Here is a 22,121-nt window from a genome sequence, read left to right as displayed (position 1 = left end):
AACAAAATAACGATGAAGATTTGGATTAAGGAAATGAAAAAAAGAGTTGCTGGGTGTTTTCTTTGTGTTGCGCTTGTATTGGGGGGATGCTCAAATCAAGAGGCTACCGAGCAAAGTGTAGTATCTCTGCTAGAGAGTTCTTCAATAGAAACATCTGACGAAGAGAGCAAAGTAAAGTATGCAGATGACTATGAGTATCTGTGGGGGATGTTGGAAAACAGCTATCCTTACTTGGTTTATATTGATGAGAACATTGTTAATACCAAGGATTTACATGACAGATATGAGGTGGAATTGACTTCTATAGATAAAGATGCGGATTTTGCGAATATGATTCAGCGGTTGTTCGGAGAAATGGAGCATTTTGCTCATCTGGAAGTAATAACTCCCGAGGTATATAAGGCATTATATAGCACTTTTGTTTTGGACGAAGAGCTTTCAACAAACGAATACGCGGCTCCGACTGCTGAGCTTTTAAAAGATCCGAAATTATCAGACATATATACTGTACCGCAGAGTTATGAAGAGTATGCAGAGCGTGAAAAATCAGATGAGCTCACGGCAGTTTATGTGAATTATTATGATGATTGCAATGCATTATACATGAGGTTACCATCTTTTGAGCATGCACTGGTAAAGCGGGATAAGGATATAGTATACAATGCTCTGGAACAATACCCGGATACGGAACACATCATTTTTGATATTTCCGCTAATCACGGAGGAGACAACACTTATTGGGTGGATAATATAGTTGCACCGTTTGGTGGTGATCATGAGTTTAAATTGCGTGCTTTCTATAAATCAGCTGATTCTGCAGATCCTGATGTAGAATTATTACCCACATCAGAACTTGTAGATGCTCCGGAGTGGGCAGCAAATCTGGGATTGAATCATTATTGCAACAATAACTGGTCCATATTGGAAGATAATTTTGATGGAAAAAGAATTCAGGGAAATTATGAGTTCTGGGTGTTAACCGGACCGAATACTTTTTCAGCAGCAGAAAGATTTGCCTGCTTCTGTAAATCTACCGGCTGGGCAACACTGGTCGGAGACAAGACAAGTGGTGATGGCCTTGGGAGAGTAGCATTTACAATGTTACCGGACTCAGGACTTCTAATTCAGTTTAATAGTGCAGCAGGAGAGAATCCTGACGGATCGATTAACGCTGTTTCCGGTACAGCACCCGATGTCAGCTGTAATGAGAAGAAGCATTCAGTAGCGCCATTGAGCCGCTGCCTGGAATTAATAAGGGGACAATAGTTTTATGGGGATAGAAACTGAAGAGATAATAGGCGGGGCTGATGGGCCCACTACCATATTTTTACTAGATAAGTCGAAAGAACCGACATTTAGGCAAAGGATGCAGAGCCGTATAACAAGGATAAAGAGATACTTTATCGCAAAAAGAATTCATCCAGGAACGCATAGCCTAGAGGAACTTGGAGAGTATCTTGTTTCAAGGTATGGATTTGTTGAAGCTGATATGTCAGATCCTCAAGTTATTGAAGAATATGAGCAGCTTAGAGTATCGCTTTTGTTTGAACACAGACCGGATTTGGTAGGAGAGCCGTGCTTTCCTTCTATTGATGATATTGAAGACACAGAAGCTGTGCTTAGAATGATGGATGAGGCAACTAAGAAAAATCAGGAGAAAGCTGACTCTATAGCAAGAGAAGTCTTTGATCTTGATTTCCATAAATATGTAAAAACTGAGAAGAATGCTGAAAATATGATGGATGTAACCATTGAAAGAAATGCCGGTTACATAGGCGATGGAGCAAGCGGCAGTAAGTCCTTTATCCGAAAGAGTAATAAGATCATGAAAGATGCATATCTTTATTACGGTGTTTCAGAGGAAGATATAAGGACCAACTCCCAGAGATATAAGGATTTGTTGGTACAGCTTAGTATGTAAACGATAAGATGGATAACCATAAGGAGAGAGATGGAAAAAGTACTTGGATTATTTAAGGAACTCTTACAGTTCTTTAAAAACTACGGCGACAGCAGGATAACGCCTCAATATAAATCCCTTCAGGGAGCGATTGAATATCTGGAGTCGGATGCATTAGAGGAAGACAAAGTTGACTGCATAAAGTCTTGTTATAGATCATTGTACCCTCCGAGGGAAGGGCTATCTGAATTCTATGTATTTAACAAGGATGCGGACAGAATGAATGAGATAAACAGTGAGCTTGAACGAATAAAAAGCGAGCTTGGAAAAGCAGTTGCAGAGGTATTAGACCAATGAAACTAAGTATGAAAAGATGGTGAATACAATTGCGAAACAACAAAAAGACTATAAAAAATAAATTCTTTCTTTCAGTCTATCTTATTGTTCTGATAACCACACTTTTTGTGGATACCATCGTTTATTTTATATACAAAAAGGATATCGAGAATAAAATTGGCGATTATGGTCAGCAGGCAATAGACAATATGGCAGTCAACATATCTAAGAATATTCTTCAGATGGAAGAAAATATAACTTATAAAATTAACGATACCGCATTGTTTTATCCTAATAAGGTAAAAGACGGGCTTATCAATAGCAACGTTGAGATCAAAGCCTTTACTGCGCTTGTTGGCAGCAATGATATAGATGTGAAGACTTGTTATGTAGAAAGGACAGACGGAACTATTGCTTTTTGGAGCGGAGGAAATGAAACCTACGAGGCATATAAAGACCTTATGGTGTGGAAGGGAATTGATGAGATAAAGAGCCTGCCTACTCAGAATCGCGGAACTATGCTGTGGAGAAGGTTTAGTGATAGACCAGACAGCATATTTTTGATTAAAAATGTAATCGATGTAGACTCATTACAGAAGCAAGCTTTTCTTTGTCTTGAAATAGATGACAAATATTTCGAAACGCTGTGTAAGAGTGACTTCATGCCGTTTATTGTAAGGGATGAGAATGATGTCATACTCTATGCAACCGACTCGATTAAGGATCCCGCAGACAACAAAGCTGTGCAAAAAAAGTATATTACTATGAATGCACCTATTTCAAAAAAAAGGTGGAATCTTACCGGATTGGTGGAACGTGATGAATCTCTTGCCAATTTAAATCATCTGCTTGCAATCATTACATTGTTTGAGGTTGTATTGCTAGTTTTTAGTGTCGTTATTGCGTCTAAAGTAGCTGATAATATAACAACAAATATAAGAACACTAATTGCAGGAATGAAGCGCTTAGAGAACGGAGAAGACGTTGAAGAGATAAACCCCATCACCGGGGATGAAACGGAGTACCTTGTACAAACATTTAATGATTTAAATCAAAGACTAAAAGATACTGTCGCAGAGGTTACTGAGAAACAGGTGCAAAAAGAAAGAGCAGAGTACCATTCTCTGGTTACCCAGCTAAACCCGCATTTCCTTTATAATACATTAGAGTCTATGAGTGCTATGGCAAAGCTAAATGGACAACAGGAAATAGTTGACACTATCGGCGCTCTATCAAAAATACTAAGAGTAAGTCTTACTGATACAGATGGAACCGTAACACTCAAGTCAGAGATAGATTACATAAACCAGTACTTAAAGCTTGAAAAGCTGGTTACTGGTGGCAAGGTTGATTGGGAAATAGACTGTGATGAAAATACTCTTATGATGGAAGTTCCTAAGCTTATACTGCAGCCAATTGTAGAAAACAGTATAGTTCATGGCTTCAAGGATAAAAAGGAAGATGCGATGATTGCAATACATGCTGAGGCTAAGGAAAAGTTGATCATTGAGGTCTCTGATAATGGTTGTGGTATGTTTCAAGATGAAGTAGATAAAGCTATAAACAGTGAAGTCGAAACTGTTAATCCTGCAGAGGGTAGGAAGCATATTGGAATCGGTTCAATTAAAAAGCGTCTTAAGTATATGTATGGTTTTGATGCGGTGATCAGTATAGATTCAGTACCTGAAATTGGTACTACAATAAAAATAGAAATACCTTTGGGAGAAGCAAATGTATAAGATACTTATTGCAGATGATAACGAACTGGCAAGGACAGCACTTAAACAATCTATCAAATGGGATGAATTAGGCTGTGAACTTGTGGCAGAGGCTTCTGACGGTGATAGTGCAAATGAAATGATAGATGAGTTCGTTCCTGATATAGCTTTGCTTGATATTAAAATGCCAGGGAAGAGTGGAATGGACATTGTAGAACGGTTGTCAGGATTCGATAGGAAACCACTTTTTATCATGGTAACTGCGTATGATGATTTTGATTACATGAGAAAAGGCATGCAATATGGAGTATGGGATTATCTTTTAAAACCGGTTGATGATTTTGAGTTAATGCAGGTACTGCATAAAGCAGTCAATCAATTGAAGGAAAAGACAGGAAGGGAAGATCATGACCAGATTGATCAGGAATTAGAAAAATATAAGGCAAGACTTAAAGAAACAGAGGAAGAGATAGAGGAAAAACTGTTTCATGACGCTATCAATGGCCTTAAAGAGCCAACTGAGAGATTGTTTAGGATATGCAAAGAAAAATATGGAATTCATGATTATGCGCTCGTTCTGGTTTCTCCGGAGAACGTTCAAGACAAAGAATGGCTTCAAGGCTTTATAGAATCACAAAAAGAGATTGAAGCAAGTATTAGCTCTGTTGTAAAAGGAACATGGAGAAAAGAAGGATATTTATTACTGCTTTCCTTTAAAATGGCAAGATTTTCCAAAGAGTATAATGTACAGGCTATAGGCATAGCAAACGATATCCTCCATAAGAATAAAGAGCGGGGATATCAGGTTTATATTACTTTAAGCCAGGCATCATCAAGTTTTGATGATATTACGGCATTGTTTGATCAATGTATATTTGCAAAGAATGGGAGGTTTTTCCTGGAAAACAGGACCATAGTCCATTATGCAAGCCTTCAGAGTAAAAGCAACAATTCTGATTATTTCAAGATGAAGGCATTACATGAACTATATGATTCATGTAAAGAATCAGATGGTGAGATCAGCAAAAAGATGGACGAATTATTAGATCAGTTCAAGGCTGACGATACATATGATGTGGCTTATATGAAAAATAACTTGATACAGGCAGTTATGCTCATGTGCTATGCTGTGAATGAAAAAACCGTTAATAGTGATGGATTTGTGGATGTACAGGCATGCATTAAAGAGCTGTCTCAAAAGGAAAGTATAAGCGACACGTTTGACTGGATGAGAGAGTTTGCTGAAACTATAGAAAAGCAATTATCCAATGCTCAGACTATTTCTCCACAAGCCCGTAGTATTCTGGATTTCCTACATTCGCACTATGTTGAAGACATAACTCTTGAGGATGTGTCTGAACATATAGGAATTACAGGTACACATGTAAGTCGGATATTAAAGAAAGAAACCGGTGAGACATTCGTGACTTGTCTTAATAAGATCAGAACTCAGGAAGCAGTAAAATTATTAAAAAGCGGGCAATATAAAGTATATGAGATAGCAGAGATGGTTGGTTACAGTAACTACGCATATTTTTATCAGACATTTAAAAAATATACAGGGGTATCTCCTAAGGAGTATGTTTAAAAACTGATATAAAATGTTGAAAAAACTATTGTTTTCTTCCTAGAAAATGTAATTTTTGTGGCATTTTTTTTATGTTCAAGCAATTGTTTAATAGGAGTGTAAACAAAAATTACACGGGAGGGTAACAAAGATGAAAAGACGATTGTTAAGTTTAATGCTTAGTACAGTAATGGGCAGTATGCTTTTGGCAGGATGTGGGAGCACGCCTGTTGATACAACTGATCAAGGTGCAGGAACGGCTGTGACTGAAGTGGCAGATACACAGACAGCAACTGCTGAGGCTCCGCAAAGTGGCGAATTGTCTGGAGAATTAAACATAGTTCATTATCTGTCTGAACCTCAGAAGATTGCAGCTCTTGATGAAATGGTGACCGGCTTCGAAGCAGAGAACCCTGGAGTTAATGTGAACCTTGAATCTACAACGCTGGAAAACTATCAGGATGTTTTAAAGCTTAAGTTTTCTACTGGAGATGTTCCTGACGTTGTATTCGGTGGGCCCAAGACATATTCTACGTTTGTAACTGCAGGAAATATTGAAGATCTTACTGGTAAAGAATTCGTAAGCCGTGTACAGCAGAACACACTTCAAAATGTAGAAATTGATGGAAAGGTATATGGAATACCTCTCGATGTACTTGCGAATGCCGTTCTTTACAACAAAGATATTTTCAATGAGGTTGGACTTGAAGTACCTACTACCTATTCAGAGTTTATCGATTGTTGTAAAAAGCTTGAAGATGCTGGGTATGTTGGATGTACTGCAGGTTATCAGGACGGAATATCAGTAGGTGCTAATTTCTATACAATATTCTATGGGGCACCATACTCAAAAATGGCTCAGTTTGAAGATGAGATGCTCGCTGGAAGCAAGTCAGCGTCAGACTACCCTGAACTTGCAAAGTCACTTACACAATGGCGAGAGATCATGGAATATCAAAACGAAGACCAGAGATCAATCAACACCGATCGTGCAGAGCAGATGTTCGCTAATGGTGAGGCAGGAATGCTTATCATTGGAACCTGGGGAATTGGTGCAGTTATGAACTATAATCCTGATGGAAATTATGGTGCATTTATGTATCCTTCTGAAGACAACGCAGCAGATAATCTGATACCGATATCGGCTGGCGATTGCTGGATGATGGTTAAGGATTCTCCAAATCATGATATAGCTGAAGCTTTCTTTGAATATATGACCAGACCAGAGACAAATGCTAAATGGTGTGCGACAACCCAGGAAATAACGATTCTTAATGATGTTCAGATGACAGATGTTCCTGATGCAATGAAAGATTGCGCAGACATCATTTCTAGCGGTAAAGTTTGTAACTATACTGCAGGAACAATATTCTCAGGCCAGCACTTCTCATCATGGGGTGAGACACTTCTCGAGTTTGCAGTAACTCCGGATATGACTAATGAACAGTTCTGTGAAACTCTCGATAATAAGTTTTCCGCAGCTAATAAATGATGACCTGTTGGAGCAGCTAAAATTCTTAGCTGCTCCTAATATTAGGAGATAACAATAATGGATGTTGAACGTATTAAGGCAGGACCTATAGATGGCGTTGCCAGGGTGCTTTTTGCGCAAAAAAAGGATGAAAGCTCGTTAAGAGCAAAAAGACATGGCAATAAAAAGATGGATATAAAAAGTGAATTAGTGGATCTGTCCTTTTTAATGCCAGCATTTTTGGTTCTATTATTTGTCATTCTGATTCCTTTAGTACTTGGAGTACAGTTTACTTTCACAAGTTGGGATGGGATCTCACCGGTTAAAGAGTATGTAGGATTTAAAAATTTTAATACAGTCTTTCATGATAAAGACCTTTTGGTTCCAATAAAAAACACAGCCATTTTCACAGTTATAACGGTTGTGTGCGTTAACCTTATAGGACTGGGGCTTGCACTTTTAGTTAACAAAGAGCTCAAAGGATTGAACATCTTTAAGAGTATTATATTTATCCCCCTTGTTATAAGTCTTGTTCTTGTATCACAAATGTGGATGTATGTATATAATGACTTCTTTTCATTTATAGGACTTGAAAATCCGTTAGTAAGCAAAAAATATGTAATGCTTGGATTGTGTGGAATGTGTATCTGGAAGGAATCAGGACTTGCTATGATGGTATACCTTGCCGGACTAAAGGGAATTCCTTCAGATGTTATGGAAGCAGCAGTTGTTGATGGGGCTAATGCCTGGGAAAGATTCAAAAACGTTACCATACCATTTCTGGCACCTGCATTTACATATTGCATACCACTATGGCTTGCCGGAGGGCTTAGAATGTTTGATTATGCCACGGTTGCAACCAGTGGTGGACCTGGTGATGCATCAACAACAATGACATATTATATTTACAAATACTTATTCCCATACAACAAAGTGGGTTATGGTCAGACGGTTGCAATGATCTATTTAGTAGTCTGTATTGTGATATCAACAGTTATAACAAAGCAGCTAAGAAAGAGGGAAATTGATCTATGACGAAAAATAACAGATTTGGGATGGATATGATGAGAGGTCTGGTTCTGACCATTATCTCGATAACCATATTGGCACCGTTTTATGTGGCTTTTTGTTATGCTTTTAAGTCAAGAACTGAGTTTGCCAGAACGAAGCTCGCATTCCCTACATCGATATATTTAAAGAATTTTTTAGAGGCTATCCAAGTTCCTAACTACTTTACAGCATTTAGAAACAGCATTATAGTCGCAGCGTTCATGGTATTTACTGTAATGGTTGTGTCATCGACATGTGCCTATATTATAGTAAGAAAAAAGAACAAATTTTACGACGCTTTTTACTATATTTTTCAATTTGTTATTCTTATACCATTTCAAACTCTTATGTTTCCATTATATAGAGAGCTTAATGCTATTCATGCACTTAATACTCTTTGGGGGCTTGTGCTTACGCAGGTGGGAATGAATGTTGGATATGTGGTGTTTCTTTATGCAGGGTTTGTTAAAGGCATACCTATTTCGCTCGAAGAAGCAGCAATGCTTGACGGATGTAATAAGTATCAGACGTTCTTTAAAGTTGTATTTCCGCTTTTGAAACCGATAAATATGACAGTTTTTGTATTATCTTTCTTGAACTCCTGGAATGATTTTGGCATGTCCATGATAATATGCCAAAAGAAGGAAGTAAGAACCATTCCGATGATGCAATATACTTTCTTTGGAGAGTATTCATCAAATGTGAGTGTTGCCTTTGCTGGAGCTATACTTGCTATGATACCTACAGTGGTAGTATATTTTTTGGCACAGAAATACATTGTTGAAGGAATGACTGCGGGTGCAGTCAAGAGTTGATGAAAATGGTAGAAAAGAATTACCTTTTTAAGATAGATGTCACGCTTGATGAAATCAATGAAGTTAGAGGTGGGCATGCAAGCGCTTGCATGATACTTTTTCATGGAAGAATGGATTCGAATTTTTTCCATGGGGAAATATTGCCGGGAGGAGTTGATACTCAGATTGTGAGTGGTGAAGGAAGAAAAAACCTTTCAGCAAGATATATCATAAGAGGCATTGATGCAAAGGGTGATACTTGCAATATCTTTGTGGAAAACAACGGATCTGTAAACGGAGATAATGAGATTATTACAAAGCCAAGGTTTATTACAGACAGCCCTTTGCTTAAATGGCTGGAAGAGGATGTGTATATCGGAAAAATATATGGAAAATCTGAAATAGAAATAGAGATACGAATATATAGGGAATAAACAGAGGATTAAAATGGATATAATAAAAGAAGAACATATTGTTCATAATGGGGAAAGAAATATCTATGGCAAATGGTTTTTCCCTAAAGATAAAGATATAAAGGGTGCCGTTATTCTAAGTCATGGATATAATGGCATTCACGATGACTTTGAATATGAATGTACAACATTTGCCGAAAACGGTTATCTTGCGTATGCTTTTGATTTTAGTGGTGGATCTGTTAGAACAAAAAGCATCGGTCTTAAGACGACAGAAATGACTGTATTTACCGAGAAAGATGATCTGCTGGCGGTATTTAAGGATATTTCCTCCAATGAAAAAGTCTCTGGGAAGAAGCTGTTCCTTTTTGGCGGAAGCCAGGGCGGTTTTGTAAGCGCACTCGCCTTGGAAGAATTGCAGAATGCGGTAAATGCAGCAGCCTTATATTATCCGGCATTTAATATCCCGGATGATTGGCGTAAAAACTATCCTGATGCTGACGGTATTCCAGAGGTTACGGAGCTTATGGATATGACTCTTGGTAAATGTTATTTTGAAGCAATAAGAAATTATAATGTATTTGATCACATTGGAAAGTATACAAATCCATTACTTATCATATATGGCGATAAGGATGAGCTGGTACCAATGGAGGCAATTCGCAATGCGAAAGAAAAATACATGGATGCAAAACTGGTCATTCTGAATGGAGAAGCACATGGCTTTACACATGAAGGATGTAGGCAGGCTATGAAGGATATCATTGATTTATTTGATAAAAATTGAGAAAGAGAGAGAATTAAAGCATTGTAGTTTTTACGGGAGATCAATCAGTATGATTGATTTCCTTTTTTGTAGGTTTTAATCCTATTTGTAAAAAATACTTACTGATATCACCCTTAAGTCCAAAGATGGAAGAGTACTGATCATAGATGCAAAGTATTATGGTCAGCAGATGCAGTCTAATTTTGATGTTCAGTCGTATAGAAATGCAAACCTATATCAGATTTTTACCTATGTTAAAAACTGGGATAAGGATCAAACTGGTAATGTATCAGGTATGCTGTTATATGCAAAGACAGGTGAAGAATTTCAGCCGGTTAATCAGTTCTCGATGGGTGGGAATAAGATAGCTGTAGGGACATTAGATCTTAATTTGCCATTTGCAGAAATATCAGCTCAGCTGGAACAGATAGTAGAAGATTATTTTGAAGAGGCGGTGTGATTTATGGTTGGAAAATATCCGGTTGTTACTTTATGCGGAAGTACACGTTTTAAAAATGAATTTATGGATATACAGAAGAGACTTACATTGGAAGGCAACATTGTTATCAGTGTAGGTCTTTTTGGTCATTCCGGTGATCAGGAAGTCTGGGAGAACATGGACGAAGGGACACTCACCAAGACGAAGGAAATGCTTGATGACATGCACAAACGTAAGATAGATTATCCAAGGAGTTTATTTATCTGAGGAGATAGGCCAAAATACCATTGTATTAAGCCTATCTCCAAGATTAATTCTAAATAAAAAAGTCGACTATTTCAAAAAATCCGGAATATTAGTCTTGCTTTGATCGACGGATTCTTTATTTAATGAGTCAATTAAGATATCATTCCAGTATTTTTCATCCCAGTCCTTAAGCCTCTCGTTCACTTTAGACTGGCTTAGTTTTGCGTACACCTCGGTCGAAGTCAGACTGCTGTGACCAAGAAACTGTTTTATAACAATAAGCGGTATGCCTGCTTCTACCATGTGGACAGCAGTTGTATGTCTCATTGAGTGAGGCGTATAATTCTTTTCCAGAAAGAGGCCATCGTTTTGTTCTTTGGCACGTGACACATATTTGGAGAATATTTCTTCAAGGGCACTCACGCTCATCTGCTCATTTCGCTGTGTAGAAAACACATGTCTGTCAGGCCGGTTTGATATTTTTCGATGTGCAATGTATTTTTTTAGCATGCCAGACGGTACTGTGGAAATCTTTATCCTCCGACTTTTTCCACCTTTGCCATGTATAAGAATGGAAGCCCTGCCATCCTCAGGAAAATTTATATCTCCTACAGTCAAGTTGCATAATTCATCTGCTCTCATTCCGCTTGCATACATTACAGAAAGAATAACTTGGTCTCTGTAACCTGTTTGATCCTTGACATCTGGGAGTGCAAGAATTTTTTGAGTCTCCTCCTGAGTAAAGTATGATCGTTCCTTAGCATCACATAACTTTTTGTAGGGAAATTTAATACATGCTGAACGGAAACAAGATGCTGCACTAAAATTTCTATTCTGGGCATATTCAGAAAATTTTGTTATGGCTGCCAATCTTGTATTTCTTGTTGATGCACATACTCTACGCTCTTTTTGTAACCATTGCAAAAAATCAGAAATCATCTCATAATCAAGTGACGAAAAAGTAATCTTATCTGCAGGGATGGATTTCTGTTCATACATAAACTGGATCATTAGTCTCCAACTATCGCGATAGAACTTAATGGTATTGAAGCGCTTGCCCTCTTCGTCCGGAAGATAACCTGATAGCCAGAACTCAAGCATTTCGAGGAAAGTGGTTTGCTTGTTCATTCAATCACCTCCTCGTAGAAATCAGCCCATATGCTGTCATCAGGAAAAATGGATATAGAAGCTTCATCAAATTTGCCAAGTTCATCTGGAAACATCTCAGCACTAAATTTCAAATATTTTTCGGTTTCCTGAAAGCGTTCATGTCCCAAAAAAATAGAGAGGTACGGTATAGCGTCGTTGAGGTGTATTCCCATTGATTCCAGTTTTTTTAATGACCTTAGCGCAAAGCTGTGTCTTAAACAATGAGGACAAATCCCACGGGAGAACTTTTTCTTGTTACTTTCAACAAGCTTATTCCATTTAAGAATGTTTGAAAACCTATAATAAATATCGTTTTTTCCAAGATGAGCCGAAAAGTCCTTTCTGGGAAAAATATATGCATCTGGATTATGGATTATTCCCAATCCCATGCAATAGCGTTCAAGGATTGTGGCGAGCGATTCCGCCATTGGAACAATTCGTTCCTTATGTTTCTTTGCATGCACTATTGTCAGTGTGCCATGTTTTAAATCTACATTCTTCATCTGCAATGAAAGTGTTTCATTCAACCTTGTTCCGCAGCTTTCAAGTATTCTTAAAACCATTGGTAGCTCGACTTTTATGTAAGGTAGTCCATTGCATTTCCCACATGGATAATCATCTATAAAAGAATAGATAGTATCCAGTTCATTTTCAGAAAAAATGTGGGCGACATAATTATCAGAAACCTTTCTTACCGGAGGAAGGTAACAAGCTGCAACCCCCATTGCATTGAGATATTCGAGGAACTTTCTGATTGAAACGGTATAAGTCATTATTGTTTTATCTGACAATGGAGTCAATGAATGAATCCATTTATTCACTATGTATTCATCTATGTCTTTGTCCTTAAAATTGGTATTAAATAAAAACTCGTCAAATAATGCAAGTTGGGAATACCTTCGTTCATAAGAGCTTTCCGATAATTGTGGCTTGCTGTATTCCATAAACTGTGGTATATACAGACCAATGTTACTCTTAAATACATGCTGTTTCATAACTTCACCTCCCCGTTGAGAAAGCGCTCAAAATAACCGGAGGGTTCTCTTACTTCTAAAGCACACAATCGTAACTTTTTTCTGTCAAGCCGCGCATAATGCCTGATGGCATTTGGATCCCTATGACCGAGAACTTTTCTTGTTTGTTCATAGGTTTCACCAGTATTTACCATGTCAGTTGCAAGCGAAGATCTCAAAGAATGAGCGCCATGCTTTTTGTTGGAGGTATCAATCCCCGTCTGCCTAAATACCTTTGAAACTATACCGTAAATTGTGTTTCTGCTAATGGGAGCATAAGGTGAACGGTGCATAGTAAATATGTGTTTATCATCTATTGCAGGTCTTCCATTTTCGATATAGTCAATAATTGCAGATTTAACATCATCCAATAAATAGATTTCGTAGGGTTCCTTCGTTTTTGCCATTTCAAATGTGATAATACTATCGTCAAGATTTAGGTTGTCAAAAGTCAGGTGACAAATATCTATACAACGGATACCAAGTCTATTGGCAAGAAGAATAATGGCATAATCGCGTTTTCCAATAGAAGTAGTTCTATCTGGAGCCATTTCAAGACGCTTACGTTCATCTTTATCATATGTGGTAGGAAGATGATACTCCCGCTTTTGCTTTGGTATAAGTATAGATAAATCATCTTTTACAAGATCATTTTGAGCCAAATATTTGAGTATTTCACGAATATAACCATAATTTCCAGTATAATGTTCTTTAAGCACTGCCCCTGTTACGTGGCCGGGATTGATTTCCGTTAAGGAACTGCATCCAACCGATTCAAGAAGACAGAACCATTTGGAAAAAGCACTTTTCTTATTCTTGATTGTAGATGGGACATTCCCTTTTTCTTCACACCATTTTAGGTATTGATTTTCTAAATCTACATATTGCGTTGGGGTACTAACGATAATCTTACGACAATGATAAGATTTAAAATACCCATATATCAGACAGTCATTAAGTTGCGTAATAAGCGCCACATATTCAGCTTTTTTTTGCTGTGAACCTTTTCTACACTTCAAAGAAGTAAGAAATAAAACACCAATATCGGGAGTATAAAACTCAAAGCCATTGATGTTCATGAATATTTGTAAACGATTTAAGTGGTATTTGCACATCCGAATGGTTGACGCAGAGCATTTGAGTTCTTCTTTTCGATGTAAAAGGATTTCTCCCAAGTCTGAAAGGAACGTTTGACAATTAAGAATATCCATAGGACCTCCTTTCTGTAAAATAAAGCTATAGTTGATTACTTTATTATATAGTTTGGTGATTATTTCGTGCCAAGGGCACCGGTGCTGAGCATCGCTCAGCACCATCGTTTTTTTATTGCGAACCACCGGTTCGCAATTCAGCCCCACTTGGCAGATTATTCGCGTTTACTGCAGTATCTGCGCATGTTTGTTTTTCCTGTTTCTACCCAGGTTGTTGTATAAGCAAATCTGTCTACTATCGCCTCCGCATAGACTCCTTCACCCAGCTTTTTGATCCAGTCTTTTTTAGAATACTGCGTACAAAAGATAGTGGATGAGGAATCTGAGCGTCTTTCCATAAGCTCAAAGAGAAAGTGGAGTTCCTCTTTGGATATATCTGCCATAAGCCACTCATCCAGTATCAGGAGCGGTACTTTTGCATACTTATTAAGAATACGTTTCTCTTGTCCTGGAATAAGAACAGTATCACCATACTCCATCAATAGATCTGGAAGTCTTATGTATCTGGTCTTTATCTGTTGACGGCAAGCTTCCTTTCCGAGTGCACATGCCAGAAATGTCTTACCTGACCCAGTATAGCCTTGAAGTACAATACTATGTTTGGAATGAACGTACTGACATGTCATCAGCTCAGTAACAGCTTCATGATTAAGTGTTCTGCCATCAAAGTACAGTGACTGCCTGTCAGCTTGAGGAAATCTGAACTTGGCTGTCTTTATAAGCCTCTGTATCTTACAATTATACTTCTCCTGGTAAAGATAATCGACAAGTCTCAGAAAGCGCTCATCGAAAGAGAGTTTTGCTGAAAGAGGATCTTTTTGCTGCTGTTCAAGTGCAACTGCTAATTCGCTGATGTTAAGCTCCTTAAGTTTTCTTCGTGTTTCTTCGTTTATCATTCTTCAATTCCCCCATCTTCGTAATAGTTGCTTCCCCTTAAATATCCCAATGAATCATCAGGACCTTTACTTTTCTTGGATTCCATGTATACCTTGTCTTGATTGGCTGCCAGTATCGACTTATGACTACAAAGCTCATTATCATGCTTCTGGAATTGCCAAAGCATATCCGCGTAGAGTATGTTCCTGATCTGAAACATAATAAATAAAAGCCAGGCATTGCCGGGCTGGATCTTAGGGAGGAAGGCTACCCAGCTATTCCGACTGTCAGCCTATTGTGTTATGAAAATGAAAAAGTTTGTGTGGGGTTATCAGGTTTTCTCTTCCTGATAAGTACAGGATATTATCGTAACCTTAACCCAGCCTTAAATGATTCTGAAAGAGCATTATCAGGGTATACTGGTCCATGATCACGATATGACATACCGGTGGTCTGACTGATTTCAGTCTAGATCACCGGTATTCTTATCTCAAGCTAACCTATGAACAGTAACCTTAAAAGTTTAATCGCGTTTATCTAGGCGGAAAAACCTTTTATTTTTAACGGTATTATGTGCTACAATTATTTATGTAGAAATGATTCACTTGAAGAGAGGATCTTAATATGGCAGAAAGAAGCAACGAACAGAAAAACTTTTTCAAGAACCTGCACACGGATCAGTATAAATGGAATGATTTCTTTCTTATTCCGCTTATAGTGACACTTGTGATGATGCTTGTCGGGCAGACGGGAGTTCTCGTAATCTCTAATATATTAATGAAACCGATTATCAACGATAACAATGTCGATTTTCTAACAATATTTCAACAATATTTCACCTTCCTGGGAGTTTGGATTATAGCTTTACTTTATTGCTACTTTACCCCAAAAAACAGACCAATAATTAAGGCTTTAACACCTTTTTGCAAAGGGAATACAGTGAAATACCTGCTTTTAGGTCTTTTAATTGGTTTTGCTCAAAATGCATTTTGCATTATGGTGGCTTTGCTGCATAAAGATATCCATATTTATTTTGATTCATTAAATCTATTGCAGGTAATACCACTTTTTATAGTTATATTTATTCAGTCCAGCGCAGAAGAATTACTTTGCAGGGGCTTTCTGTATCAGAGACTAAGAAGAGGATATAAAAATCCTGCTATAGCGGTTGTAGGAAATGCTCTGCTGTTTTCACTGGTGCATGCAGCTAATCCGGGATTGTCTCCACTTGCTCTTCCTAGTATCTTTTTTGCCGGACTTCTCTATACACTTATGGTTTATTATTGCGATTCAATATGGATGCCGATGGCAGCACACGCAGCCTGGAATTTCACCCAGAACATTATATTTGGACTTCCAAACAGTGGTAACGTATCGCCAGTTTCAATCTTTAAACTAGATGCATCTACAGCCATGGATAGTTTTGCATATGACGTAGGATTTGGTGTTGAAGCTACAATACTAGCTATAGCACTTATAATAGTAAGTTGTATAATAGTTTATCTATGGGGAAGCAAAAATAATAAAAAGCCAACTGAAATCTGGAATTAAAAGCAATGCGCCGAACTTTCGTTCGGCGCATTATATTTATCACGATTTAATTCTCTTTACCCCATTTCCGGTTCCAGGTTTCCATAATTTCATCCCATGCCGATGGATGTAAAAGATATATCGCAATAATGATCTGTAAAACAGATAGAATCATATTGAGAACTATATCAGAGGTTTTTAAAGTGCCTTCCATTACTCCAGCTTCAGAAACCAGATCCAAATTCATAAAAGCATAAACATCATTTATTGTATGCATGAGCATTGAAGGAAGTAAACTTCCGCTCCTGATAAATAGTGCACAGAGCAAAAATCCTGCTGCACTGGTTGAAATAACCTGTAAAAGCGCCGCCAGAAGTGTAGCACCGGCAAAAAAATTGAAACCATGAACTGATCCAAATATCAAAGAAGTCACTATTGCTATCCATATTATATGTGACTTCTTTTTATTTTGCCTCATCAGATATGACACAGGAAGTCCTCTGAAAACGGTCTCTTCAACAGTTCCTGCAACACCTGCCATTAGTACAGAGTGAAGAGTCGGTGCTCCCAAATTAGTTTTTAGAATAAGCGAAGTAATAATATCAGGAAGCAGCACGATAACAAGGATAATTAAGCCTGTAATTAACCATCTTTTAAGATCTTTTGTCTTTAGGGAACCCTCATACTCAGGATAAAACCACCTTTTATGAACAAGTAAAGTCAATAATGCTCCAAGTATCATCCCTATATACATGATCTCTTCTTTCGGAAGCGGAATCACATTTCCCAAAATTACCGCCACTATAACTGAGATAAAGTATGTAAAAAGGTACCCCCAGATAATAAGCAATATGGATCCAATAAACCAGTGTTCATTAAAAATTTTGTGATTAATGATCTTCTTTTGTCTTTCCATGCTTGAGACTCTCCTTACACATTGTTATATTATTTTAAATATCCTAACTTTTTACTGCACGTTTACTATCTTTGAAGTCATCTTTCTCTGATATACATCAGTTAAAACTCCGCCAATTATATAGTCACCATCCTCTATTGCTTTGAATTCAACCTTCGGACTGCCGCTAGCTGTTACAACAACAGGCCTTACTTCTGTTGTAGAGCTTATTAGCTCACCATCCTGTGTGTATCTGTCAAATACAAACTGCAGAGTGTCTCCGGCCTCCAGCTTTCCCATCGCCGCTATTGCAAAGGATCTGTAGAAGGTTCGCATTCTCTTAAACAGAACAGTTGAAAGCTCCCGCTCTGCAAGAAATGGCACCACAGCTGTCCATTTCTTTAAACCTGCCTTTTTGAGCACCAGGAAGTACCCAATGGACATGAGTATCCAACCTATCAGTAGAAGGGGAATATTTGAGAATAAAGCAATTATTAACTACATATGTTTTCCTCCATTGCTGTAAATAATTCGTACACATTAATTATCCGATAAAAAAGTAATATTTTGACATTTAATAGAGAAAATTTATTTTTTTTTAATACGTATACCTATCTGGGGAAACATATCTATGGACTCAGATTGCATCATATGTCCTCTGCCAACAATTAAAAAAAAATAAAGCGCCGGGGATATAGGATACCTGAATGCAATGTTTGATATAATAACGTTAAAAGATGTACATACAGGAGAGTTGAAATGGATTTACAAAGAGAACGTAGACGTAGCTTAAATAGTCTTTCTCTATGTGGGACCGGCGCTATTGGCCTTGGGTTATGGTCAGTTATAAAAGCCATAATGACGTTTTTCGCGAATAGGAACTATATCGCAGAAATGATCAGCAATATCTATACTAATTCAGGAGTTTCAGAGGAAGAAGTAAGTCTTAAAGCAGTAGCATTTATAACGTACCTCATAATTTTAGCTTTTTTGGTATTGGTTTTTTCTATTAGTCTATACGTTGGCAAATGTGCAAATGCAGAGGCTAAAAAAGGGAAAAAAGATATCTTTATTTGATAATCGCACTTTTAGCAGGCTTCTTATATATATATTCCTACTATTTGGGGATTCTTTCAATCAGAGATTTAACTTTTAATGAGGCTAGTTTAACAGATGACATTAACAATTCTATTGATCAGATTGCAGAGTTTCTTTTGGATTTGTCATCTGCAGGAGTATTGCTGGCACTGTTTTTTTCCGCAATCAGATCCCGAATTCTTTCCAATATGATCAGTAAACAGGAGGCAGCCCATGAACATTGATTTTCACTATTATGCTACCTACCTGGCAGCAATTATTGCAGGATATTCTCATGAAGAAAGCAGTGAAATAGCGTATTCTGCGCAATTTGTTGATTGTTGTACAAGAACTTTTTTAACAAGCATCAAAGCCCCTTTGTCCGCAGCTACAACTCAGTCACAGGTAGAGCTGATAAATGCTCGTGCAGACCTTCTGGGGCTTCAGGATATAACTAGGATATGGTCTAGCTTCCATTTTTTGCCTCAGGATCTTTATGCTGAAAAAAAATGGTGTACTAGAGGATATAGAAACAAATATCGTCTTATCTGCGGTCCAAATGGCGATCTGTTGGTGGAGACTGTAAAGCTTGCAAAAGGAAAGTCTCTTGAGTCAGTAGGGCTAGCCATGCACGTTTTGGCTGATACCTGGGCACACCGCAATTTTGCAGGGACACCTTCTCTTGTCATCAATAATACCGACTATTATTTCTATGAGATTTTTAGCGGTGATGCCGGAGAATTTGAAAAGAAAATAACATTTCGGCACAGTACGTCAACTCCGGATGATCTTAACAGAAGCATATATACTAACAGTCTTTTCCAGACCAGTGAGAATTCCATAATGAATCTGGGACACGGGAGAGCCGGGCATCTTCCGGATTATAGCTTTATCAAATATAAGTATTTGCCTGCATGGGGGGATTTTACGGAGATTGTAAAAGACAATCCATCTGACTATTATCATGCCTTTTGTCAGATGGTTTATGCCATGAGGTATTTAAGGGGGAATATCAGCTCTTTTGACAAAGATACTTACGACTTTGAAATTGTTAGTCCTTATGAAGCTCAAATAAAAGAAATCATAAATAAACGGCAGATTGACTCCTGCGCTGACTGGAAAGCTTTAGGTGAAAAAATTACCGGCAATATAATTGATGATTTTGATGTCTACAGATATAAAGATGAGTACTTGGCAGCCAGAAAAGAAGCTAAAGACAATACTATTCTTGGTAGATTTTTTGTGGCTGCGTTAAGACAAAAGAGCATGGTCACCAATAAGATTTATAAATCAGGCAACATGCTGGCTGGCTTTTCTGCAGATTTTGCAGAGAATGGTTTTGTGGGTATAAAAGATTTCAAAAAGCTGGTAGATGTTGCTACTTCCGGAGGTGAAAAGCATGACTAGAATGCAAAAGATTAGAAGTATATTTGTGGCTATCGTAACTATTCTTGCCAGCATATATATGATAGTTGAGCCGGATGACGGTCTGATTACTATGGCTTTAATCCTCAGTATTGCTCTTGTCGCCATGGGACTTAAATACCTCACCTACTATTTTACAATGGCGAGACATATGGTAGGCGGAAAAGGAATCCTTTTTTATGGCCTGATAGTGTTTGATTTTGGTCTTTTCACATTGTCACTCTCGGACATTCCAAAACTGTATCTGGTGTTGTACCTTGTCGTCATCAATGGATTTAGCGCAGCTGTAACAATCTTAAGAGGGCTTGATGCCAAAAAAATGCACAGTGCCTCCTGGAGACTATCCATCAGCCATGGTATTCTCAATCTTGCGCTGGCATTTTTTTGCATAATATTTGTCAGGTCCACTTCTGTTGTAGTTTATGTATACTGCTTTGGACTTATTTACAGGTCTATCATCAGAATAATATCTGCATTTAGAAAAACTGCTGTCGTGTATATTCAGTAATAAAGCAATCGCAAAAGCATACTTAGTCTGCATCAAGGGGCTGGTCTTTATATTCTGCATATAATTCCGGAAGGAATGTATACAAATGCTCCCACTCAACTAATGTATCCTTAGACATATCCATATTGGTTGAATTTTTGAATTTATCTATGCCGCCACAATGATGAACCTTGAGTAGTGGCAACAATTCAATAATTAGCCGTTTCAAAAAGGCTATTTCTGCTGTAATCGGTTATGCCACATATGACAGTGATAAATACAATAACCCTCGATGCTCACAGCTTTCTGTGTGGACATAGAGGGTTAAATTCTTAAATAATCCCGTGTGAAACTGTAACTACTGTTTTTATGCCATTTCTCTTATGGAGCATACGGGACTTGAACCCGTTAGAAACGTACGCCGCTAGGCGCACACTACAATAACCAGAAGCCATCGCTATGTCTGATAGAACATGATGAACATCATTCACAATATCAAAAGGATCCGAATATTCAATGGACTGTCCACCAATGACATCCTCTTCCTTATATATTGAAATATTGCGAGGCTGCCCTGCCCATTCAAAGAGATCTTGGAAGATATATTCATGCATCTTAAAGAAATACTCTGTATGATAGTCTCCATCAAGTTTATTCTGAGCCACTTCCTTCAGCCGAAAAACCACATAGTCCGCTTCAGCTGAATCAAGTAAATTCTGATCTTTAATGCCAGGTTTGTCTGCAAATGTGACGAATCTTTTGCCCTATATCGCGGAAGAAAGATATCTGAAGGAAAGCACAATAACATAACAGTATCTCATGCGACAAAGAAGCTAATTCGAACCATCTACAGGATGGAACTTACCAGAGTGACTTACTCACTAAGGTAACACTCTAGGAATTCTTTTCTGTTCGAGCACCCGAACGGATGCTCTTTTTGTCATGCGATTTTGTTTTTAAACTTTTTATCGACTATAAATCACTGTCTTTAAAATGTTATAATGGAAGTACATATAAAAAAGGAGAAATACCAAATGGAAAATACTATGTATCAGGTGTCGACACTTCAGGCGCTAATTCTTGGGTACAGCCGGACGGTGATAAATGTAGACGAACTAATTCAGCATGGTGATACCGGGCTGGGAACATTTGAGGATGTGAACGGTGAGATGATCGTCATGGATGGACACTGCTACAGGTCAGATCAGTTCGGGAATGTAACAGAGGTTGATCCTTCGACGGGAACTCCTTTTGCTGCTGTGGCCAGGCTCTATGGCAATCAGCAGTTTCAGCTTAATGACATGCCGAATTTTGCCTCAATTCAGACAGAACTGACAAGGAAGATCGAAGAGGTATTCGGGCTTAACAGTATGCATATTGTCAGGATTGACGGAGAGTTTGGGAAAATCGATGCCAGATCGGAGGGGCCTTACAGGTCGCACCATATCAGGCTGAAAGAGATTCTTCTCCACACGCAGCAATCGTTTCTTTTTGAGAATATCCGGGGATCTCTGGTGGGTGTATATTTTCCAGATTATATGGATGGAATAAATATGCCGGGATGGCATCTTCATTTTCTCTCCGAGGACAGAAAGAAAGGCGGGCATGTTTTTGATGCAAGTATAATCAAAGGAGCAGCCAGAGTAGATAAGATTACCAGTATCCACATAAATCTTCCAAAAGAAGCGTCTTTTGATACCTATTCTCTTAAAGAGGATCTGGAAAGCGAGATAAAGTCCGTCGAGTAAAGTAAAAACA

27 protein-coding genes are annotated in these 22,121 nt (G+C 38.0%); 18 read left to right on the top strand and 9 right to left on the bottom strand.

The genetic code is table 11. The annotated features are described in order from the left end of the window. Window positions 1-33 precede the first annotated feature (33 nt). The 12 genes from BV60_RS0100495 (at window position 34) to BV60_RS0100440 (ending at window position 10,721) form a co-directional block, all read left to right on the top strand. Window positions 34-1,266, top strand: a complete 1,233-nt coding sequence (locus tag BV60_RS0100495) for a S41 family peptidase (RefSeq protein ID WP_197029465.1) — start codon at window positions 34-36, stop codon at window positions 1,264-1,266. 4 nt (window positions 1,267-1,270) lie between these two features. Further along, window positions 1,271-1,921 carry a hypothetical protein gene (locus BV60_RS0100490; RefSeq protein ID WP_029318875.1) on the top strand — a complete coding sequence of 217 codons (651 nt, stop codon included), beginning with the start codon at window positions 1,271-1,273 and terminating at the stop codon, window positions 1,919-1,921. A gap of 30 nt (window positions 1,922-1,951) precedes the next feature. Further along, window positions 1,952-2,257: a hypothetical protein gene (locus BV60_RS0100485; RefSeq protein WP_029318874.1), complete on the top strand. Its 306-nt coding sequence runs from the start codon at window positions 1,952-1,954 to the stop codon at window positions 2,255-2,257. A gap of 29 nt (window positions 2,258-2,286) precedes the next feature. Beyond that, window positions 2,287-3,975, top strand: a complete 1,689-nt coding sequence (locus BV60_RS0100480; RefSeq protein WP_029318873.1) for a sensor histidine kinase — start codon at window positions 2,287-2,289, stop codon at window positions 3,973-3,975. Then, on the top strand, window positions 3,968-5,542 hold the full coding sequence (locus tag BV60_RS0100475; protein WP_029318872.1) for a response regulator transcription factor: 1,575 nt from the start codon (window positions 3,968-3,970) through the stop codon (window positions 5,540-5,542). The genes BV60_RS0100480 and BV60_RS0100475 overlap by 8 nt, the downstream gene beginning before the upstream one ends. Window positions 5,543-5,672: 130 nt before the next feature. Beyond that, window positions 5,673-7,013 carry an ABC transporter substrate-binding protein gene (locus BV60_RS0100470; RefSeq protein WP_081846510.1) on the top strand — a complete coding sequence of 447 codons (1,341 nt, stop codon included), beginning with the start codon at window positions 5,673-5,675 and terminating at the stop codon, window positions 7,011-7,013. A gap of 57 nt (window positions 7,014-7,070) precedes the next feature. Beyond that, window positions 7,071-8,027, top strand: a complete 957-nt coding sequence (locus tag BV60_RS0100465) for a carbohydrate ABC transporter permease (RefSeq protein ID WP_051656401.1) — start codon at window positions 7,071-7,073, stop codon at window positions 8,025-8,027. Beyond that, window positions 8,024-8,857, top strand: a complete 834-nt coding sequence (locus tag BV60_RS0100460; protein ID WP_026659933.1) for a carbohydrate ABC transporter permease — start codon at window positions 8,024-8,026, stop codon at window positions 8,855-8,857. The genes BV60_RS0100465 and BV60_RS0100460 overlap by 4 nt, the downstream gene beginning before the upstream one ends. Window positions 8,858-8,862: 5 nt before the next feature. Beyond that, window positions 8,863-9,270 (top strand): DUF3237 family protein, encoded by a 408-nt coding sequence (locus BV60_RS0100455; protein WP_029318870.1) that lies wholly within the window; start codon window positions 8,863-8,865, stop codon window positions 9,268-9,270. 13 nt (window positions 9,271-9,283) lie between these two features. Beyond that, window positions 9,284-10,036, top strand: a complete 753-nt coding sequence (locus BV60_RS0100450; protein ID WP_051656400.1) for an alpha/beta hydrolase family protein — start codon at window positions 9,284-9,286, stop codon at window positions 10,034-10,036. A gap of 94 nt (window positions 10,037-10,130) precedes the next feature. Continuing rightward, complete coding sequence (locus BV60_RS0100445; RefSeq protein ID WP_330376168.1) at window positions 10,131-10,475, top strand: 5-methylcytosine restriction system specificity protein McrC; 345 nt, start codon at window positions 10,131-10,133, stop codon at window positions 10,473-10,475. A gap of 3 nt (window positions 10,476-10,478) precedes the next feature. Next, window positions 10,479-10,721 carry a hypothetical protein gene (locus BV60_RS0100440; RefSeq protein ID WP_029318867.1) on the top strand — a complete coding sequence of 81 codons (243 nt, stop codon included), beginning with the start codon at window positions 10,479-10,481 and terminating at the stop codon, window positions 10,719-10,721. Between the two features lie 66 nt (window positions 10,722-10,787). Here BV60_RS0100440 and BV60_RS0100435 read toward each other — a convergent pair whose 3' ends face one another. From BV60_RS0100435 to BV60_RS22900, 5 genes are all read right to left on the bottom strand, one after another. Next, a complete protein-coding gene (locus tag BV60_RS0100435) occupies window positions 10,788-11,828 on the bottom strand; it encodes a tyrosine-type recombinase/integrase (RefSeq protein WP_029318866.1) in 1,041 nt (346 codons plus the stop codon). Further along, window positions 11,825-12,844, bottom strand: a complete 1,020-nt coding sequence (locus tag BV60_RS0100430; protein WP_051656398.1) for a tyrosine-type recombinase/integrase — start codon at window positions 12,842-12,844, stop codon at window positions 11,825-11,827. The genes BV60_RS0100435 and BV60_RS0100430 overlap by 4 nt, the downstream gene beginning before the upstream one ends. Beyond that, window positions 12,841-14,073, bottom strand: coding sequence for a tyrosine-type recombinase/integrase (locus tag BV60_RS21480; protein WP_051656397.1), 1,233 nt, complete (start codon window positions 14,071-14,073; stop codon window positions 12,841-12,843). Before BV60_RS21480 ends, BV60_RS0100430 begins: the two co-directional genes overlap by 4 nt. Before the next feature lie 155 nt (window positions 14,074-14,228). Then, window positions 14,229-14,969, bottom strand: a complete 741-nt coding sequence (locus BV60_RS0100420) for an ATP-binding protein (RefSeq protein ID WP_029318863.1) — start codon at window positions 14,967-14,969, stop codon at window positions 14,229-14,231. Then, complete coding sequence (locus tag BV60_RS22900) at window positions 14,966-15,169, bottom strand: hypothetical protein (protein WP_156035893.1); 204 nt, start codon at window positions 15,167-15,169, stop codon at window positions 14,966-14,968. The genes BV60_RS0100420 and BV60_RS22900 overlap by 4 nt, the downstream gene beginning before the upstream one ends. A 404-nt stretch (window positions 15,170-15,573) precedes the next feature. Here BV60_RS22900 and BV60_RS23380 point away from each other — a divergent pair, with 404 nt between their 5' ends. Further along, on the top strand, window positions 15,574-16,500 hold the full coding sequence (locus BV60_RS23380) for a CPBP family intramembrane glutamic endopeptidase (RefSeq protein WP_197029464.1): 927 nt from the start codon (window positions 15,574-15,576) through the stop codon (window positions 16,498-16,500). Between the two features lie 46 nt (window positions 16,501-16,546). Here the strand turns inward: BV60_RS23380 and BV60_RS0100405 are convergent, their stop codons facing one another. Then, complete coding sequence (locus BV60_RS0100405) at window positions 16,547-17,395, bottom strand: CPBP family intramembrane glutamic endopeptidase (protein WP_029318861.1); 849 nt, start codon at window positions 17,393-17,395, stop codon at window positions 16,547-16,549. A gap of 51 nt (window positions 17,396-17,446) precedes the next feature. Further along, entirely contained in the window at window positions 17,447-17,818 is a 372-nt protein-coding gene (locus BV60_RS0100400; RefSeq protein ID WP_029318860.1) for a hypothetical protein, read from the bottom strand. A gap of 315 nt (window positions 17,819-18,133) precedes the next feature. On the opposite strand from BV60_RS0100400, the gene BV60_RS0100395 reads away from it, so the two are divergent. From BV60_RS0100395 to BV60_RS0100380, 4 genes are read left to right on the top strand one after another with little or no spacing between them, the layout of a single operon-like run. Next, window positions 18,134-18,451 (top strand): hypothetical protein, encoded by a 318-nt coding sequence (locus tag BV60_RS0100395; RefSeq protein ID WP_029318859.1) that lies wholly within the window; start codon window positions 18,134-18,136, stop codon window positions 18,449-18,451. Further along, window positions 18,448-18,696, top strand: coding sequence for a hypothetical protein (locus BV60_RS23375; RefSeq protein ID WP_029318858.1), 249 nt, complete (start codon window positions 18,448-18,450; stop codon window positions 18,694-18,696). The genes BV60_RS0100395 and BV60_RS23375 overlap by 4 nt, the downstream gene beginning before the upstream one ends. Beyond that, window positions 18,686-19,858 carry a DUF6765 family protein gene (locus BV60_RS0100385; protein WP_029318857.1) on the top strand — a complete coding sequence of 391 codons (1,173 nt, stop codon included), beginning with the start codon at window positions 18,686-18,688 and terminating at the stop codon, window positions 19,856-19,858. The genes BV60_RS23375 and BV60_RS0100385 overlap by 11 nt, the downstream gene beginning before the upstream one ends. Continuing rightward, window positions 19,851-20,384 (top strand): DUF308 domain-containing protein, encoded by a 534-nt coding sequence (locus BV60_RS0100380; RefSeq protein ID WP_029318856.1) that lies wholly within the window; start codon window positions 19,851-19,853, stop codon window positions 20,382-20,384. Before BV60_RS0100385 ends, BV60_RS0100380 begins: the two co-directional genes overlap by 8 nt. A 22-nt stretch (window positions 20,385-20,406) precedes the next feature. On the opposite strand, the gene BV60_RS22895 is transcribed toward BV60_RS0100380, so the two are convergent. Both BV60_RS22895 and BV60_RS21475 read right to left on the bottom strand, forming a co-directional pair. Then, window positions 20,407-20,592 carry a hypothetical protein gene (locus BV60_RS22895; RefSeq protein WP_156035892.1) on the bottom strand — a complete coding sequence of 62 codons (186 nt, stop codon included), beginning with the start codon at window positions 20,590-20,592 and terminating at the stop codon, window positions 20,407-20,409. A 103-nt stretch (window positions 20,593-20,695) separates the two neighbouring features. Beyond that, window positions 20,696-21,049 carry a hypothetical protein gene (locus BV60_RS21475; protein ID WP_051656396.1) on the bottom strand — a complete coding sequence of 118 codons (354 nt, stop codon included), beginning with the start codon at window positions 21,047-21,049 and terminating at the stop codon, window positions 20,696-20,698. Window positions 21,050-21,397: 348 nt separating this feature from the next. Between BV60_RS21475 and BV60_RS0100365 the strand changes: the two genes are divergently transcribed. Then, the gene (locus BV60_RS0100365; protein ID WP_029318854.1) at window positions 21,398-22,111 is read left to right on the top strand and encodes an acetolactate decarboxylase; all 714 of its coding nucleotides are present in this window, start codon (window positions 21,398-21,400) and stop codon (window positions 22,109-22,111) included. The last annotated feature ends 10 nt before the right edge of the window (window positions 22,112-22,121 follow it).

This window comes from Butyrivibrio sp. AE3004 (genome assembly GCF_000703165.1).
In the GTDB taxonomy this organism is placed as follows: Bacteria; Bacillota; Clostridia; order Lachnospirales; family Lachnospiraceae; genus Butyrivibrio.
The sequence above is the reverse complement of the archived record's forward strand: the minus strand, read 5'-3'. Positions and strand labels throughout refer to the sequence as shown.